Here is a 16,245-nt window from a genome sequence, read left to right as displayed (position 1 = left end):
TGATGACTAAAACAAGAATTTATGAATTGGCAAAAGAATTAGGCATCGATAATAAAACTGTCGTTAATAAAGCTAAACAACTTGGTTTCGATGTTAAAAATCATATGTCATCACTTGAAGATTCACAGGTAAATCAAATAAAGGGTAGTTTCCGTAGCTCCGCTCCCGCGAAAAAGCAAGAAAAACCTGCAAAAAAGAGTAGTAAGATTAAAATTTCTGTTACCTCAATACGCAAAAATGAAAAAAAGCATGAAGAAAATAATGGCAACAGAAATAATAGAAGAAATAATCAGCATAGAGCAAATAACCGGACAAGGCAGGGGCAAGACCGCAATAAACAACGATCAAACCCTAGCCAAAAAGCCTCTAAGCCGGTCGCACAAGACCTGCTTAAACAACTAAAACAAAAACAGCGAGTTGAAGAAAATACGTTAAACCGTCAAACTGAAAAAGCTCAAAAATCTTATAGTAATGAGCAGAATAAAAAGACCAGCAATGAAGGCAGAAAAACTGTTTCAAAGCCCGAAAAAGAAAATAAAGTTGTCAAATCAGAAACTACCACTCCTAAAGTGACAGGTCCTAAAATTATCAAACCTTCTCCAGCAAGAATGAAGAAGCAGCAAGATAATAATACTGTTCATAAAGAAAAAGTGTTAGATACTAATGCAGCTCCTGAACCAGCAAAAGAAGAAAAGCGTCGTGGTAATGGTCATGGTCGCAATTCTGGTAAACCTGGCAGAAAGGGTAGAAATCAAGCTTATGGTGCAAACAACTATACTAAGCACCAAGAGAAACATAAGCGTAAGAATAAGAAAAAGCAGTTTGAACAAGTTCCTAAAAAGCAGCCTACGCAAAGAAAAGAACGTCCTTTACCAGAAACGCTAGTTTATGAAGTAGGGATGAATGCCCAAGATCTAGGAAAGATATTGCACCGGGAGCCAGCTGAAATAGTTAAAAAACTATTTATGTTGGGAGTGATGACAAATCAAAATCAATCACTTGATAAAGATGCGATTGAATTAGTAGCAGCTGAATACAATATTAATGCAAAAGAAAAAGTTCATGAAGATATTTCAGATATTGATACTCTTTATGATAAGAGAATGGCTGCTTCTAAGGAATCTAAACACCAGACCAAACGTCCACCTGTAGTTACGATTATGGGCCACGTTGACCATGGTAAGACTACTTTACTTGATCGTTTGCGTCATACGCACGTTTCTGCACATGAAGCAGGTGGTATCACTCAAAAAATTGGTGCTTATCAAGTAAGAGTTGATAACCAACCTATTACATTTTTAGATACTCCAGGACATGCTGCATTCTCAAACATGCGTGAACGTGGTGCTGAAATAACTGATATTGTGGTATTGGTTGTTGCAGCTGATGACGGTGTAATGCCACAAACTATTGAAGCAATTGATCACGCTAAAAGTGCCAAGGTACCAATTATTGTTGCAATCAACAAGATGGATGTTCCTGGCGCTAATCCAGAGCATGTCACTGAACAGTTGATGAAATACAATTTAATTCCTGAAAGTTATGGTGGAGACACTATTTTTGTCAATATCTCTGCTAAAACAGGTGAAAATGTTGATGAATTGCTGCAAATGATCTTATTGCAAGCAGACGTTATGGAATTGCAAGCCGATCCTAAACAAAAAGCAATCGGAACAGTTATTGAAGCACGACTTTCTCGTGGTCGGGGACCTGTTGCTGACCTTTTGGTTCAACAAGGAACTCTAAAAGTAGGTGATCCTATTGTTGTCGGTAATCGCTTTGGTCGTGTCAGAGTGATGACTAATGATCGCGGACGCCAAGTTGAAAAAGCTACCCCTTCAATGCCAGTGGAAATTACTGGTTTGAACGATGTGCCTGAATCAGCTGATAAAATTGTAGTGTTTGACGATGAAAAGACTGCAAGAAGTGTCGGTGAACAAAGGGCACAGCAGGCATTACAACAATCCCGTGAAAATGTGCAGCATGTTACCCTTGATAACTTGTTTGACACCATGAAGAAAGAAAACATGAAGGAAGTTGACGTTGTCTTAAAGGCTGACGTACAGGGTTCAGCTGAAGCACTACAACAGTCACTTGAAAAGATCGAAGTTGAAGGCGTCCGCGTTAATATTATTCATGCCGGCGTTGGTGCGGTTAACGAATCAGATGTTACTTTAGCAGGTGCCTCGAATGCGTTCATCATCGGCTTTAACGTCAGACCTACAGCTACTGCCAAGTCACAAGCAGAAGCCGATGGCGTTGATATTCGCCTTTACAGTATAATTTATAAAGCTATTGATGATGTCAAGGCTGCCATGAAGGGTATGCTTGAGCCAACTTATGAAGATAAGGTTGTCGGTAATCTGACAGTACGCGAAACTTGGAAGGTTTCTAAAGTAGGAACAATTGCCGGTGCTTTTGTGGACTCAGGCTATGTTTCTAAGGATTCTACTGTAAACCTAATTCGTGACGGTGTAGTTATCTATACTGGTAAAGTAGCTTCTCTAAAACGGTTTAAAGATGACGCCAAAATTGTCAAACAAGGTTTTGACTGTGGTCTAACCATTGAGAACTATAATGATATTAAAATTGGTGATGAATTAGAAGCGGTTGAAAAGCAGGAAGTTAAACCTGAGTAAGATTAACTAGGAGGAAAAACATGAAACACAGAATTGGTCGTGTTGAAGGAGAAATCCTCCGTGAATTAACGAAAATTTTGCGCAAAAATATTCGTGATCCACGAGTTAATGATGTTACAATCACAGCGGTTGAATGTACTAATGATCTGTCCTACGCTACTGTCTACTACAGCATTCTTACAGAAGATTCTAAAAAAGAAGAAGAAGCTGCTGCCGGATTGAATAAGGCTAAAGGAATGATGAGACACCTTTTAGGTCAAGTCCTAACTGTTTACAAAGTTCCAGAGCTGATTTTTAAAAGAGATAATTCGGTTAAATACGGTAGTAAAATTGATCAATTGATCGCTGAAGTAAAAAAGCAGGATGCAAATCGTAATAAGTAAGAAAAGCGCTGTTGGGCGCTTTTTTCATGGTTAAGGTAAATATAATGATAAACGGTATTTTAGTGATAGATAAAGATCAGGGAATGACGAGTGCAGATGTTGTCTATCATTTACGCAAGGTGTTGCACATTAAAAAAATTGGTCATGCTGGGACTCTTGATCCAGATGTCACAGGTGTATTGCCTATTGCAATTGGTCAGGCTACAAAATTGATTGAACTAATGCATCAACAAAATAAAAAATATGTTGGGCAAGGAATTTTAGGATTTTCTACAGATAGTTGCGACACTAGTGGGAAAATATTAAGCTCTCAGAAACTCAATCAAAAAATTGCGGCAACGGAAATTAAAAAAGCAATGCAGGAATTTATCGGAGAAATCGAGCAAGTGCCACCAATCTACTCTGCGGTGAGAGTGAATGGGAAACATCTCTATGAATATGCCAGAGCCGGCATAAGTGTTGAGCGACCTAAGAGAAAAGTGCATATCACTAATTATGAACTTGAACGGGAACCATTTTTTGATGACGAAAAAGGACAAGAAACTTTTAGTTTTCAAATAGAATGTAGTAAGGGGACGTATGTAAGGTCATTAGTTAATGATCTGGGAACTAAGCTGGGTGTACCAGCAGTGATGAAGACTTTAAGACGTACAGCAAGTTCGGGTTTTGCTTTGGAGCAGGCAGTTAAATTGTCTACAATAATTGAGCATCCTGAACACGTCACTGAATTTATTCAGCCATTAGATGCTTTTTTCAAGGACTATAGTCACTCTGATCTCAGTGAAACGGATTGGACTAAGGTCAAAAATGGCGCTGCTATTTACTTGAAAACGAATGCAAAAAAGGTGGCATTACGGTACAATAATAGCGTTAAGGCAATTTATCAGAAAGATGGTACCATGTATCGCCCTTATTTAATGCTTTTACAAAATGAATAAGTGAATGAAGGTCTTATTATGGAAATAATCCATTTAACATATCCCATTAAGAAAAATATCTTCCCCCAGAAAATAGTTCTTGCTTTGGGTTTTTTCGACGGCGTTCATCGGGGACACCAAGAAATAATAAAAGCTGCTAAAAAAAAGGCACAAGCAAAACATTTACCTCTTGTTGTGATGACGTTTGATCGCCACCCCAAAGAAATTTATCAAAATAAAAACGTTACCTACATTGATACCTTGTCGGAAAAGGCATATAAAATGCAAAAGCTTGATGTCGATTATTTATTAGTAATGCACTTTAATAACGCATTTTGCCAGCTGACGCCACAAGAATTTGTGGACGAAATCATTGTTAAATTGCGCACTGATACTGTCGTTGCCGGCTTTGACTATACCTATGGGCCCAAAAATATAGCCAATATGAAAAACTTCCCTGAATTTGCTCAAGGCAGATTTGCTATAGTTGATGTTCCGAAACAGTCTTATGACGGAGAAAAAATTGGTTCAACAGAAATAAAAAAGGCGATCAGTGCTGGAGAAATGGAATTAGCAGCTAAATTATTAGGTTTTCCTTATCTAATGTCTGGCTATATTGGACATGGACTGCGCAATGGTCATAAATTAGGTTATCCAACGGCTAATTTAATTTGGGAGCCCAAAAAAGTAGTCCCTAAAGTAGGAGTTTATGCCACCAAAACTAAAATTAGAGGGAAATGGTATGACTCTATGACAAGTGTTGGTTATAATGTCACTATCAATGATGGTCAAAAACTATATATTGAATCAAATTTATTTGGTTTTGATCAAGAAGCTTATGATGAGGAAATGCTAATTAAATGGTATAAGTATACCCGTGGCGAAATTAAGTTTGATAGTTTGAAGGAATTAAAAGAGCAGATGAGTCGGGACGAGTCAGAAATTACAAATTATTTTGCAAATCATAAGTAATTATATTATCAGACTTAAAAGATAACGGTTTTTAATAAAAAAGTTAGCACTCAGCTTGACATTCTGCTAAAAGCTAGTATCATAATAATTGTTAGCACCTGAGAAGATTGAGTGCTAAAAGTGAGGGCGATATTTATGTTGACCGAACGTCAAGAATTAATTTTAAAAACAATTATCAATGATTTCACGCAGACACATGATCCTGTTGGTTCAAAAACAGTCATGAATCAATTGCCAATTAAAGTTTCGAGCGCAACAATTCGCAATGAAATGGCCGTTTTAGAAGAAAAGGGCTTAATCGAAAAAACCCATTTGTCAAGTGGTCGTGTTCCTTCTACTGAAGGGTACAGGTACTACCTTGATAACTTGGTAGAGCCCTTACAAATATCTTCTTCTGTTTATAAGAGAATCATTAATCAGCTAGATCAGCCATTTCATCAGGTAAATGACATTGTGCAGGAAGCTGCCAAAATTTTGTCTGATTTGACTAATTACACTGCTTTTGCGGAAGGTCCCGAAAATAGTGATTTAACTATTTCAGGATTTAGAATAGTCCCGCTTTTTAGTAGACAAATAATGGCCATTCTAGCAACTAGTGACGGTGATGTTCATAATCAAGTCTATACGTTACCATATAATGTTCATGGTGATGAGATTGAACGTGCCGTTCGAATGATTAACGATGAATTAGCAGGTAAAACTTTAAGTGAAGTGACACCTGAATTTCTGGAACAGACTTTAGGTAAAAAACTTAAAGTTAGTCATGTTGCCGAATTAATTGAATTGGTAAAAGATGTTATTAGCGATGCTGCTAGTGAGCAAATGTACGTTGATGGTCAGATTAATTTGCTCAATAATATTTCTTTAAGCGATGTTTCTAATTTACGTTCATTATATGAGTTGATTGAGCACAATGATTTGATTTCAAGTATTTTGAATAATGAAGCAAGTTTAAAAAGTGATAGGTATCCAGTAAAAGTAAGTTTAGGCTCTGAACTATCAAATGACTTGTTAAAAGATTACAGTCTGCTTACAGCTGAGTACAGTGTCGGCTCACATGGCAAAGGCATAATAGCTTTACTTGGACCTGATAACATGCCATATTCACAAGTAATAGGACTCCTTGAATACTTTAGAAACGAGTTAGCAAAAAAGTTGCTTGAATATTATGGTAGATTTAAATAAAGGAGGTTAGCCTTGAGTAAGGAAGAAAAAACCAAAAAAGACGTAGATGAAAATCAACGTCATTCTGAGAAAACCCAGTCACCAAAAACAGATTCAAAATCTGAGGCTAACAAGAAAACGAAGCCTGAAACTTCAGAAACAAAAATTAAAGAAAAATTGACTAAGTTACAGGCGGAAAAAGATGATCTTGAAGATAAGTTCTTGCGCAGTCAAGCAGAAATGCAAAATATGCAAAATCGTTATAATAACGAGAGAGCACAACTTATTAAATATGAATCACAGTCTTTAGCCAAAGATGTTCTGCCAGCAATGGACAATTTAGAAAGAGCTTTAGCTACCAAAGTTGATGACGAAGCATCAAAGCAACTTAAAAAGGGTGTACAAATGACCCTTGATTCACTGGTTAAAGCGATGAAAGATCACGGAATTAGTGAAATTACAGCTGAAGGTGTAAAATTTGATCCTAATTTACACCAAGCTGTTCAAACAGTTGTGGCTGAAAATGACGATCAAAAAGATCATGTTGTGCGAGTTTTGCAAAAAGGTTATTTATACAAAGATCGTACTTTAAGACCAGCAATGGTTGTTGTAGCACAATAATTGAAAGGAAGCATATCAATGTCAAAAGTTATCGGAATTGACCTCGGAACTACCAACTCAGCGGTTGCTGTTCTTGAGGGTAAGGAACCAAAAATTATTACTAACCCAGAAGGAAATCGGACAACTCCTTCAGTAGTAGCTTTCAAGGATGGAGAAATCCAAGTCGGTGAAGTTGCTAAGAGACAAGCAATTACCAATCCTAATACTATTTCTTCAATTAAGCGCCACATGGGTGAAGCTGATTATAAGGTGAAGATTGGAGATAAAGCGTACACTCCGCAAGAAATTTCAGCAATGATCTTGCAGTATATCAAGAAATTCTCTGAGGATTATTTAGGTGAAAAAGTAACAGAAGCTGTGATTACAGTTCCTGCATACTTCAATGACGCTCAACGTCAAGCTACTAAGGATGCTGGTAAAATTGCCGGCCTTGATGTTAAGAGAATCATTAACGAACCTACTGCATCTTCACTTGCTTACGGTCTTGACAAAGATGCTGAAGATGAAAAAGTTTTAGTTTACGACCTTGGTGGTGGGACTTTTGATGTTTCCGTTTTGCAATTAGGTGACGGTGTGTTCCAAGTTCTTTCAACTAATGGTGATACTCACCTTGGTGGTGACGACTTCGATAACAAGATTATTGATTGGTTGATTAAGAACTTTAAAGATGAAAACGGTGTTGACCTTTCTAAAGATAAAATGGCTTTACAAAGGTTAAAGGATGCTGCTGAAAAGGCTAAGAAAGATCTTTCTGGTGTATCTTCAACTCATATTTCATTACCATTCATTTCTGCTGGTGAATCTGGTCCATTACACCTTGAAGCTGACTTAACTAGGGCAAAATTTGATGAATTAACTTCTGACTTAGTTGAAAAGACTAAGATTCCGTTTGATAATGCGTTAAAAGATGCTGAATTAACAGTTAATGATATTGACAAGGTTATTTTAAACGGTGGTTCCACTCGTATTCCAGCTGTGCAAGATGCCGTTAAGAAGTGGGCTGGTAAAGAACCTGATCACTCAATTAACCCAGACGAAGCTGTTGCTTTGGGTGCTGCTATTCAAGGTGGCGTCATTTCTGGTGACGTTAAGGATGTTGTTTTACTTGATGTAACTCCTCTTTCACTTGGTATTGAAACTATGGGTGGTGTATTTACCAAGTTAATTGAGAAGAACACGACAATCCCAACCTCCAAGAGTCAAATCTTCTCTACTGCTGCTGATAATCAACCAGCTGTTGACGTGCACGTATTGCAGGGTGAGCGTCCAATGGCTGCTGATGACAAGACTTTAGGTCGTTTCGAATTAACTGATATTCCAGCAGCTCCTCGTGGTGTGCCACAAATTCAAGTTACTTTTGATATTGACAAGAACGGTATCGTTAATGTTTCTGCTAAGGATATGGGAACCGGTAAAGAACAAAAGATTACTATCAAGAGTTCATCCGGTTTATCCGATGAAGAAATTAAGAAGATGCAAAAAGAAGCTGAAGAACATGCTGAAGAGGATAAGAAGAAGAAAGAAGAAGTTGACTTACGTAACGAAGTTGATCAATTAATCTTCTCCACTGAAAAGACTCTCAAAGATGTTAAAGGTAAAGTATCTGATGATGACACTAAGAAAGTACAGGATGCACTTGATGCTTTGAAGAAGGCACAAAAAGACAACAATTTGGATGAAATGAAGTCTAAGAAAGATGAATTATCCAAAGTTGCTCAAGACCTAGCAGTCAAATTGTACCAAGCTAATGGTGGGGCTCAAGGTGCACAAGGTCAAGCCGGTCCGCAAGCAGGTCCCCAAAATCCTGGTTCACAAGATGGCAATTCAGGTAGCGGTTCCGCAGGCGAAGGCGAGTTTCATAAGGTAGACCCAGATAAGTAAAGGGTTTATAATTGAATAAATTAGAAAAGAACTGCCAGGAAAAGTAGTTCTTTTCTTTTGTAAAGTTAAGGAGCTTATAGATGGCACAAGAAGATTACTATAGCGTGCTTGGTGTTGATCGTAATGCCAGTGATAAAGAAATTACCTCTGCTTATCGTAAACTTGCCAAAAAATATCACCCCGACTTAAATCACGAACCGGGTGCGGAAGAAAAATATAAAGAGGTTAATGAAGCCTACGAAGTCTTACACGATAAACAAAAGAAAGCCCAATATGATCAATTTGGTTCTGCAGGAGTCAATGGTCAAGGCGGCTTTGGTGGTGCGGGCCAAGGATATAGTGATTTTGGCGGCTTCGGCGACTTTGGTGATATTTTTAATGATTTCTTCGGTGGCGCAACAGGAGCTAACCAGCGTCGTGCTAATCCAACAGCACCAACACGTGGTGAAGATTTAGACTATACTCTGACAATTGATTTCATGGATGCTATTACCGGCAAAAAGACGCAGGTTTCATACACTCGCAGTGAAACTTGCCCAACTTGCAAAGGGAATGGGGCAGAAAAAGGCACACACCCAATAACTTGCGATAAGTGTAATGGTAGTGGCTATATGACTGTTACGCAGAAGTCGATGCTAGGTGTAATTCGGCGCCAAACTGTATGTGATAAGTGTCATGGTCGAGGTGTAATTATTGAACATCCTTGTCAAACCTGTCATGGTAATGGAGTAATTGATGGTAAAAATACCATTGAAGTTAATATTCCAGCTGGAATTGATAACGGTCAGCAATTACGTTATGATGGCCAAGGCGAAGCTGGTAAAAATGGCGGGCCTTATGGTGACCTTTATATCAGTTACTGCATTAAACCTTCAAAAGAATTCGAACGTAAAGGAACGACAATTTATACCACAGTGCCAATTTCATTTGCACAGGCAACATTAGGCGATGAAATAAATGTCAAAACTGTCCATGGAGATAAAAAGTTAAAAATTCCTGCTGGTACTCAGCCGAATAAAGAATTTACTTTGCATGGCGAAGGTGTTCCTTATTTGCGCGGCAGTGGTAATGGCGATCAAATTACTACTGTTCAGGTACAAATACCAAAATCAATTAACGAAAAACAAAAGCAGGCTTTAGTTGAATTTGTTAAAGCTGGAGGAGGCTCAATTACCCCTCAGGAAAAAGGCTTTTTTGAAAGATTAAAAGAAAAATTACAGTAATAAGAAAGCAGTACTAAAATTTTTAGTACTGCTTTTTATTTTTATCGTAAAAAATTGGCAATAAACTGTTCAAAAGATTCTGATAAAATAATCTTTTGAATTGATTTGGGATTACAAAGCACTTGTATGAAACTGTTATATAACTTCATAAATTCTTTGCGATCGCTATGACTGACAGCAATCATGAAAACACAATTGATTTTATGACCTTTATCCCATTCTATGCCATTTTCTTCTAACAAAACAGCGATTTGTGTTTTTTTCGCATTAAGTTCAATGGCGTGCGGAACGGCAAATAAATTAAAAAAACAGGTAGAAGATATTGTCTCTCTTTGATATACAGATTGAATAAAATTCTCTTGTACTATACCTTCTTCTACTATAGCTTTCCCTAAGAAGTAAATGACGTCACTTTTTGAGGTTAAATTTTTGTTTTTAAAAAAGAGCCTTTTATTGAAATAAGTGGCCAAACTGTTTTTTTGTGCTATCTCATCCTTCATTTGTTTAACTAAGATTATTTTCTTTTCAATCTTTAGTTTTTCATTTTCTGAGAAAAAGGGACTAATTAGAACAAAGGGTTTGCCCATTGAATTAAATTTAATGGTCGAAATTATTAATTCGACTTGATTAATTTCGTGTTGAGTAGGTACACGCTTATCCACAAAAACTATTTGTATCTTGCTGGCAAAACTCTCTTTTAGCTGTTTAGATAAAATTTTCGAGATATGTCTGTAATCTGGACAACAGATTCCGACTTTAATCCTATCGTCTTTTTGACTTGTTTGTTCAATGACATATCCAATATAAATACTCAATAAATCTATTTCTGTAGGCGGAATTTTGACCAAAAATTTGTCTTCTAACAGTTTAGTTAGGTGTATTGCTACATCATAAGTAAAAGGAGAGGTTTCTTTCACTGAATTAATTATTGAGGTATTAGTAATAAATTGTTTGCTTTTTGCTCGTTTTAGTAGAGACCTAATATGAGTAATAAAGTGGGGCAGAATATCATCATAATCCAGAGTTAACAGATAATAATTAAACACCTCTTTGATAATCGATTTGATCGTTTTTGAGATTTGGTAATTATTTGTCATAGAGTCTAAAGACTGTTTTGGTTCAATTTGTCCGCTGATTGATAAAGCTATATACGCGATATCATTTTTAGGTATTATGATAGGCCAGTGATCTGTTAATCTGCCGCATATTCTTTGAGCAATTTGAAATTCAATTGATTCTTTAAAGACATTGTATTTAATTTTTTCAATAAAATGTGCTTGTCTATCTCTATATAAAGTGATCAGAACATTAATAACTAGATTGGTTAAATATGGCTTGTCAATATAGTAATTAAACTCTTCAATTGTAGTTAATACTATGCTCTTAACATGAGTGTAATCACTAGCAGAAATTTTTAATGACGTCATTTCCCAGCTTTTATTTTCATTTACAAGCTCGGAGACAATAATATTTCTGATAAACAGGCGCTTGTCATATTCACTTCCTGAAATACTTAATTTATTCTTTTTGCGATTTAACTTTAAATTATATTTTTTAAAATCATGCTTAATATTATTTAAGTATTTATTCAAAAGAGACGTACTCAAATAAAATTGATCCGCCAATTCGTCTATATCTAATGCCGCTTCCGCAAAAAATATTTTTTCTTGAAGCATTTTTTGTTCAGAAGATTTTTCATTTAGCGATAGGTTAATATTACCCGCTAATTTATCTTTATCTATTAGTTTATACCCTCTATTTGAAGAAGAAATAGTTCTAGGTAAGAAATTATTAATATCATGAATTTCAGTTTGGACTGTTCTTAGCGAAACATTTAAAAAGTTTGCCAATTCCTTACCGGTGATCCTGTCTGTTTTTTCAAGCAAAACTAAGAGAATTTTTTTCTGGCGATTATTTAACTGCATATTTTTTCCTCATTAAAGACTTTAATTAAAAAATAGGATAGATTGAAATATTTCGCAATCTTTTTAATGCGGCGCATACCGCAAAACAAAAGTTGCAAGCGCATTCTTGTTCTTTTAAATTATTGAGTAAAAAGAAGGTGAAAAAATGGATTTGGAAAACCAAAGTAAAGAACAAAAAATACAGTTAATGGCATTTGAAATAATTTCTAATTCTGGAGATGCGTTTGATTACTTCTATCAGAGTGTTGAAAAAGCACAAAATGCAAATTTTAAAGAAGCAGAGATATTACAAAAGAAGGGAAATGAATCCTTAAACAAAGCACATAAATCACAAACAGGATTATTGGTATCTGAAACTAATAAAGAAGATATCCCATATAGTATTTTAATGGTGCATGCTCAGGATCACTTAACTATGGCAATCTTTTTTGGGAGGATGTCTAAGTTGTTCATAAATTTATGGAAGGAGATACATGAAAATGAATAAATTTTTGTGGGGAAGTGCGACAGCGTCTTATCAATGTGAGGGAGGTTGGAATGAAGGTAACCGAGGAGAGACGCAATGGGATAATTTCTCACATCATAGTGCATTGAATATTAATCACGTAAATGGTGATGTAGCTTCGGATTTTTATCATAAATATGAAGAAGATATCAAGCTTTTGGCTGATGGTGGCCAAAACACATTTAGATTTTCTATAGCTTGGTCAAGGATTATTCCCGATGGTGTAGGAGAGATAAATCCGGCAGGTATAGAATTTTATAATAAAGTAATTGATACTTGTCTTAAATATCACTTAGTTCCTAACGTAACGCTTTTTCATTATGATTTACCGAAACCAATTTATGATATTGGTGGCTGGGAAAATAGAAAAACAATTACCTATTTTGTGAGATACGCTCAAATTTGTTTTAAATATTTCGGAGATAGAGTACCACTTTGGTCCACTATTAACGAACCTAATTATTATTCTTATTGTAGCTATATTGTGGGTAATTATCCTCCTAATAAAAAATTGGATTTCAATGCTTTCTGTAAATCCGGTTATCATCTTTTATTGGCTAGTGCAAGAGTAGTAAGAGAATATAAAAAGTTAAATCTTCCAGGGAGAATTGGAATAGTAATTGACACTAGCAATGTTCAAACCAAAAGATCAGATGATCTAAGTATGGAAGCAGCCCGAAAGGCCGATTTATTCTACAACAAATGGGTAACAGACACTGTATGTAAAGGATATTTTCCGCAGCAATTGTTCACTTTAACAAAAGATAGTGGGATAGACTTGTCATTTGTGAAAAAAGCAGATAAACCAATTTTTATGTCCGGCATTGTTGATTTTTTAGGGCTGAATATTTATTCACGGGCCTTCATTAAGCCTTATACAGAAGGTAAAACTGAAGTCTTTATGAATAATAAGGGTAAAAATTCCAAAGTTAAAGAGGGAATTAAAATAAAAGACTGGTTTGAAACAGACTACGATCCAGATATACCCAGAACAAAATGGGGTAGTGAATTATACCCTAAGTGCATGTACGATGAGCTTATGGATATAAAAAAGAATTACGGTAACATTTTAATCTATATCACAGAGAACGGTATCGGGGAATACGAAACTGCAGACAAAACAGGCTATGTGGTGGATGACGAACGTATTGAAATAATGAAAAGATATATCTGCTATATGCTTAAAGCCAAGAAGGAGGGCGTGAATGTTCAAGGCTATTATGCGTGGTCAACTATGGATCTTTATAGCTGGGTAAACGGCTATGAAAAAAGATATGGGCTAATTAGGGTAGATTTTGATCATGACCTAAAAAGAATACCAAAAAAAAGTTACTTTTGGTATAAAAATTTAATATTACAAAATACAGAGGAGGGCTAACATGGAAAATCAAAAAGACAATTTTTTGCTCAAGTGGATTGAAAAATCAATTTTACCAATTGCAAATAAAATACAAAGAAATAAATATCTGCAAGCAATTCAATCAGCTTTTATGACACTAATGCCAATTATGCTAATTGGAGGAATAATCACAATTATAACCACACCTTTTGTCGATTATACCAAAATGGCAACAACTGACAGCATGTATAATTTTTACAAAGGCTGGCAACTATTTGTTAATAACTATGGTATGCCGCTTGTTATTCTTAGATCAGTTACGTTGTCAAGTATCAGTCTATGGACATCATTAGCTATAGCTTATTTCTTAGCTAAACACTACAAAATGAATACTATTATTACCTCTGTTGTTTCTTTATTAATGTTTTTCATTTTGTGTACGTCGGTTACTAAAGACGGTGGTTTAAGTAATGATTTTTGGGGTGGTGAAGGCTTGTTTGCAGGTATCATCATTGGGATAGCTGTTACTGAGCTTTACCGACTGTTTACTACTAAGAAGATTGGCACAATTAAAATGCCGGATATGGTTCCACCTGCTTTAAAAAGTTCCTTTGCTTCTATTTTTCCTATCATCTTTGTCACTGTGATATGTACAGTAATCGCTATGCTTTGTAATTCAATTTTACGTATCACTTTTCCGCAGGCAATTTTAAATCTATTTCATCCGTTAGTTGTCACTGTTGATAATGCTTTCGGTCTATCGCTATCTTCTATTCTGTCACAAATTTGCTGGTGGTTTGGAATTCATGATACAGCTGTAACTTCTTTATTAGAGCCTTTAATGTACAGCAACTATAGTGCTAATGCCGCAGCATACGCTAAAGGTATAGCGGCAGCTAACTTGCCACATATTTGGACTGAACCATTATGGTGGAACTGGATGGTAATTGGTGGTTCTGGCGCCACATTAGCTCTGGCAGTCATGGTTTTGAGATGTAAATCTGTACAATTAAAAACTGTTGGAAAAGTAGCAATCATTCCTGCACTATTTAATATAAATGAACCGCTAATTTTTGGACTGCCAATAGTTTTAAATCCGTTGTTCTTTATTCCTTGGCTTCTTGCCCCTACTATAAATGGATTAATCGCATATATTTGTATGGCAATAGGAATTGTAAATAAAACGTTTATTTATCCAGGTTGGAATATTCCCGCCCCGATAGCGCAATTTTTATCAAATATGGATCTTAGATCAATATTTTTAACTTTAGTGATGATAATCATAGACGGGCTAATTTATTACCCATTCTTGAAAGTTTGGGATAGGCAAAAACTAGAAGAAGAAAGAGGCGGAGAAAATGTTGCATAAGGAAATAAAAGTTTTACTTGTTTGCAACGCGGGTATGAGTACCGGAATTATGCAAGTCAAATTGGAGGAAGAAGCTAAGAAAAAAAATATTAAAGCCCAAATTTTGGCAATACCCATATCAGAAATAGAAGAATATCTAAATAATACAGACTGTATACTGCTTGGACCTCAAGTTAAGTTTGCAGAAAAAGATGTTAAGAAGATGGCTTCAAACATTCCTGTATTTACAATTAACTCACAAGATTTTGGGTTAATGAGAGCTGATAAGGTTTTTAAACAAATTGAGGAAATACTATCTTAAAAAAGGAAATATTAATGACTAGAAGTGATGTCGAACAAATTAAATTCCTAGATCTGATTATGATAGCAATAGGTTGCATGATTTTTGCCTTTTCTCTGGTTTTGTTTAACATAAAAAACAAACTCGCAGATGGTGGTATTAGCGGAATTACTTTAATATTAAAAGCAGTTTTTAAATTAAATCCAGCTTATACGACACTTTTACTTAACGGTCCACTAATTTTAATTGGTTATCGCTATTTGGGCAAGAAAGCCCTAATCTATACAATTTATGGGACGCTTATGCTGTCAGTTTGGTTATGGGTTTGGCAACAAGTTAAATTAAGTATTGATTACAACCATGACCTATTGCTGGCAGCAATAAGTGCTGGTCTGACAGGTGGTTTGGGTCAAGGAATTGTCTATCGCTTTGGTGGAACCACAGGTGGTACAGATATCATTGCTAAAATGATTCACCACTTTAAAGGAATCCCTATTGGGCATACACTGTTTTGTTTGGATCTTATTATATTAACTTTTTCTTTAGTTTATATTGATAGTAGACACATGGCTTACACCTTAATTTATTCTTTTACATTAAGTAAAGTTGTCAACCTGATTACAGAAGGTCCTTACGAAGCCAGTGGTAGTTTTATTATCAGTAACCAAAATTCTAAAATTGTTAATTTAGTGATGAAGAAAATGAACAGAGGATCAACTATTTTTGAAGCTGAAGGAGGATATTCACATAAGTCAAGTCGTGTTCTTTTTGTCGTAGTTTCAGCTAGAGAATTAAATGAATTAAAAAAGATTGTTTTGTCTCTTGATCCCGCAGCCTTTATTGTCTCTTTTCATGTAAATGAAGTAGTAGGGGAAGGATTTACTTATAAAAGGCCCAATTTTTTATCAAGGATAAAAACAGGAAAGAAATCCCCAAATTTTTTCTTAAATAAAAAAACCAAATCTAATTAATCAAATAGTTTAGACTACCCTTACTTTTTACTTAATTGCTTTTAACTGTTTCAGTT

The 16,245-nt window shown here is 35.6% G+C and carries 14 protein-coding genes; 13 read left to right on the top strand and 1 reads right to left on the bottom strand.

What is annotated here, in order from left to right; all coding sequences use genetic code 11:
- The first annotated feature begins 2 nt into the window (after positions 1-2).
- The 8 genes from infB (at position 3) to dnaJ (ending at position 9,800) form a co-directional block, all read left to right on the top strand.
- Positions 3-2,639, top strand: a complete 2,637-nt coding sequence (gene infB, locus LACWKB8_RS05220; protein ID WP_038522950.1) for a translation initiation factor IF-2 — start codon at positions 3-5, stop codon at positions 2,637-2,639.
- A 20-nt stretch (positions 2,640-2,659) separates the two neighbouring features.
- Positions 2,660-3,022 carry a ribosome-binding factor A gene (locus LACWKB8_RS05215; protein ID WP_038522947.1) on the top strand — a complete coding sequence of 121 codons (363 nt, stop codon included), beginning with the start codon at positions 2,660-2,662 and terminating at the stop codon, positions 3,020-3,022.
- Positions 3,023-3,066: 44 nt separating this feature from the next.
- Positions 3,067-3,960, top strand: coding sequence for a tRNA pseudouridine(55) synthase TruB (truB, locus tag LACWKB8_RS05210; RefSeq protein ID WP_038525010.1), 894 nt, complete (start codon positions 3,067-3,069; stop codon positions 3,958-3,960).
- 18 nt (positions 3,961-3,978) lie between these two features.
- Positions 3,979-4,911 (top strand): riboflavin biosynthesis protein RibF, encoded by a 933-nt coding sequence (gene ribF / locus LACWKB8_RS05205; protein ID WP_038522944.1) that lies wholly within the window; start codon positions 3,979-3,981, stop codon positions 4,909-4,911.
- Positions 4,912-5,046: 135 nt separating this feature from the next.
- Positions 5,047-6,096 carry a heat-inducible transcriptional repressor HrcA gene (gene hrcA, locus LACWKB8_RS05200; RefSeq protein WP_038522942.1) on the top strand — a complete coding sequence of 350 codons (1,050 nt, stop codon included), beginning with the start codon at positions 5,047-5,049 and terminating at the stop codon, positions 6,094-6,096.
- Between the two features lie 12 nt (positions 6,097-6,108).
- The gene (grpE, locus tag LACWKB8_RS05195) at positions 6,109-6,696 is read left to right on the top strand and encodes a nucleotide exchange factor GrpE (protein WP_038522939.1); all 588 of its coding nucleotides are present in this window, start codon (positions 6,109-6,111) and stop codon (positions 6,694-6,696) included.
- Between the two features lie 18 nt (positions 6,697-6,714).
- Positions 6,715-8,577, top strand: a complete 1,863-nt coding sequence (gene dnaK, locus LACWKB8_RS05190) for a molecular chaperone DnaK (protein ID WP_038522935.1) — start codon at positions 6,715-6,717, stop codon at positions 8,575-8,577.
- A gap of 80 nt (positions 8,578-8,657) precedes the next feature.
- Complete coding sequence (gene dnaJ / locus LACWKB8_RS05185; protein ID WP_038522932.1) at positions 8,658-9,800, top strand: molecular chaperone DnaJ; 1,143 nt, start codon at positions 8,658-8,660, stop codon at positions 9,798-9,800.
- A gap of 41 nt (positions 9,801-9,841) precedes the next feature.
- On the opposite strand, the gene LACWKB8_RS05180 is transcribed toward dnaJ, so the two are convergent.
- Positions 9,842-11,725: a transcription antiterminator gene (locus LACWKB8_RS05180; protein ID WP_038522929.1), complete on the bottom strand. Its 1,884-nt coding sequence runs from the start codon at positions 11,723-11,725 to the stop codon at positions 9,842-9,844.
- A gap of 145 nt (positions 11,726-11,870) precedes the next feature.
- On the opposite strand from LACWKB8_RS05180, the gene LACWKB8_RS05175 reads away from it, so the two are divergent.
- From LACWKB8_RS05175 to LACWKB8_RS05155, 5 genes are read left to right on the top strand one after another with little or no spacing between them, the layout of a single operon-like run.
- A complete protein-coding gene (locus LACWKB8_RS05175; RefSeq protein WP_038522926.1) occupies positions 11,871-12,212 on the top strand; it encodes a PTS lactose/cellobiose transporter subunit IIA in 342 nt (113 codons plus the stop codon).
- Positions 12,205-13,608, top strand: coding sequence for a glycoside hydrolase family 1 protein (locus LACWKB8_RS05170; protein WP_242491922.1), 1,404 nt, complete (start codon positions 12,205-12,207; stop codon positions 13,606-13,608). The genes LACWKB8_RS05175 and LACWKB8_RS05170 overlap by 8 nt, the downstream gene beginning before the upstream one ends.
- Before the next feature lies 1 nt (position 13,609).
- Positions 13,610-14,938, top strand: coding sequence for a PTS sugar transporter subunit IIC (locus tag LACWKB8_RS05165; RefSeq protein ID WP_038522921.1), 1,329 nt, complete (start codon positions 13,610-13,612; stop codon positions 14,936-14,938).
- Positions 14,928-15,239 (top strand): PTS sugar transporter subunit IIB, encoded by a 312-nt coding sequence (locus LACWKB8_RS05160; RefSeq protein WP_207204680.1) that lies wholly within the window; start codon positions 14,928-14,930, stop codon positions 15,237-15,239. Before LACWKB8_RS05165 ends, LACWKB8_RS05160 begins: the two co-directional genes overlap by 11 nt.
- A gap of 14 nt (positions 15,240-15,253) precedes the next feature.
- A complete protein-coding gene (locus LACWKB8_RS05155; protein WP_052059658.1) occupies positions 15,254-16,189 on the top strand; it encodes a YitT family protein in 936 nt (311 codons plus the stop codon).
- Positions 16,190-16,245 lie beyond the last annotated feature (56 nt).

It is taken from the genome of Lactobacillus sp. wkB8, assembly GCF_000761135.1.
Classification (GTDB): domain Bacteria; phylum Bacillota; class Bacilli; order Lactobacillales; family Lactobacillaceae; genus Lactobacillus; species Lactobacillus helsingborgensis.
This window is presented reverse-complemented; position numbering and strand designations above follow the sequence as displayed.

Coding starts and splice junctions, on each gene's coding strand:
- infB (WP_038522950.1), top strand. CDS start 3: ATGACTAAAACAAGAATTTATGAATTGGCAAAAGAATTAGGCATCGAT.
- LACWKB8_RS05215 (WP_038522947.1), top strand. CDS start 2,660: ATGAAACACAGAATTGGTCGTGTTGAAGGAGAAATCCTCCGTGAATTA.
- truB (WP_038525010.1), top strand. CDS start 3,067: ATGATAAACGGTATTTTAGTGATAGATAAAGATCAGGGAATGACGAGT.
- ribF (WP_038522944.1), top strand. CDS start 3,979: ATGGAAATAATCCATTTAACATATCCCATTAAGAAAAATATCTTCCCC.
- hrcA (WP_038522942.1), top strand. CDS start 5,047: ATGTTGACCGAACGTCAAGAATTAATTTTAAAAACAATTATCAATGAT.
- dnaK (WP_038522935.1), top strand. CDS start 6,715: ATGTCAAAAGTTATCGGAATTGACCTCGGAACTACCAACTCAGCGGTT.
- dnaJ (WP_038522932.1), top strand. CDS start 8,658: ATGGCACAAGAAGATTACTATAGCGTGCTTGGTGTTGATCGTAATGCC.
- LACWKB8_RS05180 (WP_038522929.1), bottom strand. CDS start 11,725: ATGCAGTTAAATAATCGCCAGAAAAAAATTCTCTTAGTTTTGCTTGAA.
- LACWKB8_RS05175 (WP_038522926.1), top strand. CDS start 11,871: ATGGATTTGGAAAACCAAAGTAAAGAACAAAAAATACAGTTAATGGCA.
- LACWKB8_RS05170 (WP_242491922.1), top strand. CDS start 12,205: ATGAATAAATTTTTGTGGGGAAGTGCGACAGCGTCTTATCAATGTGAG.
- LACWKB8_RS05165 (WP_038522921.1), top strand. CDS start 13,610: ATGGAAAATCAAAAAGACAATTTTTTGCTCAAGTGGATTGAAAAATCA.
- LACWKB8_RS05160 (WP_207204680.1), top strand. CDS start 14,928: ATGTTGCATAAGGAAATAAAAGTTTTACTTGTTTGCAACGCGGGTATG.
- LACWKB8_RS05155 (WP_052059658.1), top strand. CDS start 15,254: ATGACTAGAAGTGATGTCGAACAAATTAAATTCCTAGATCTGATTATG.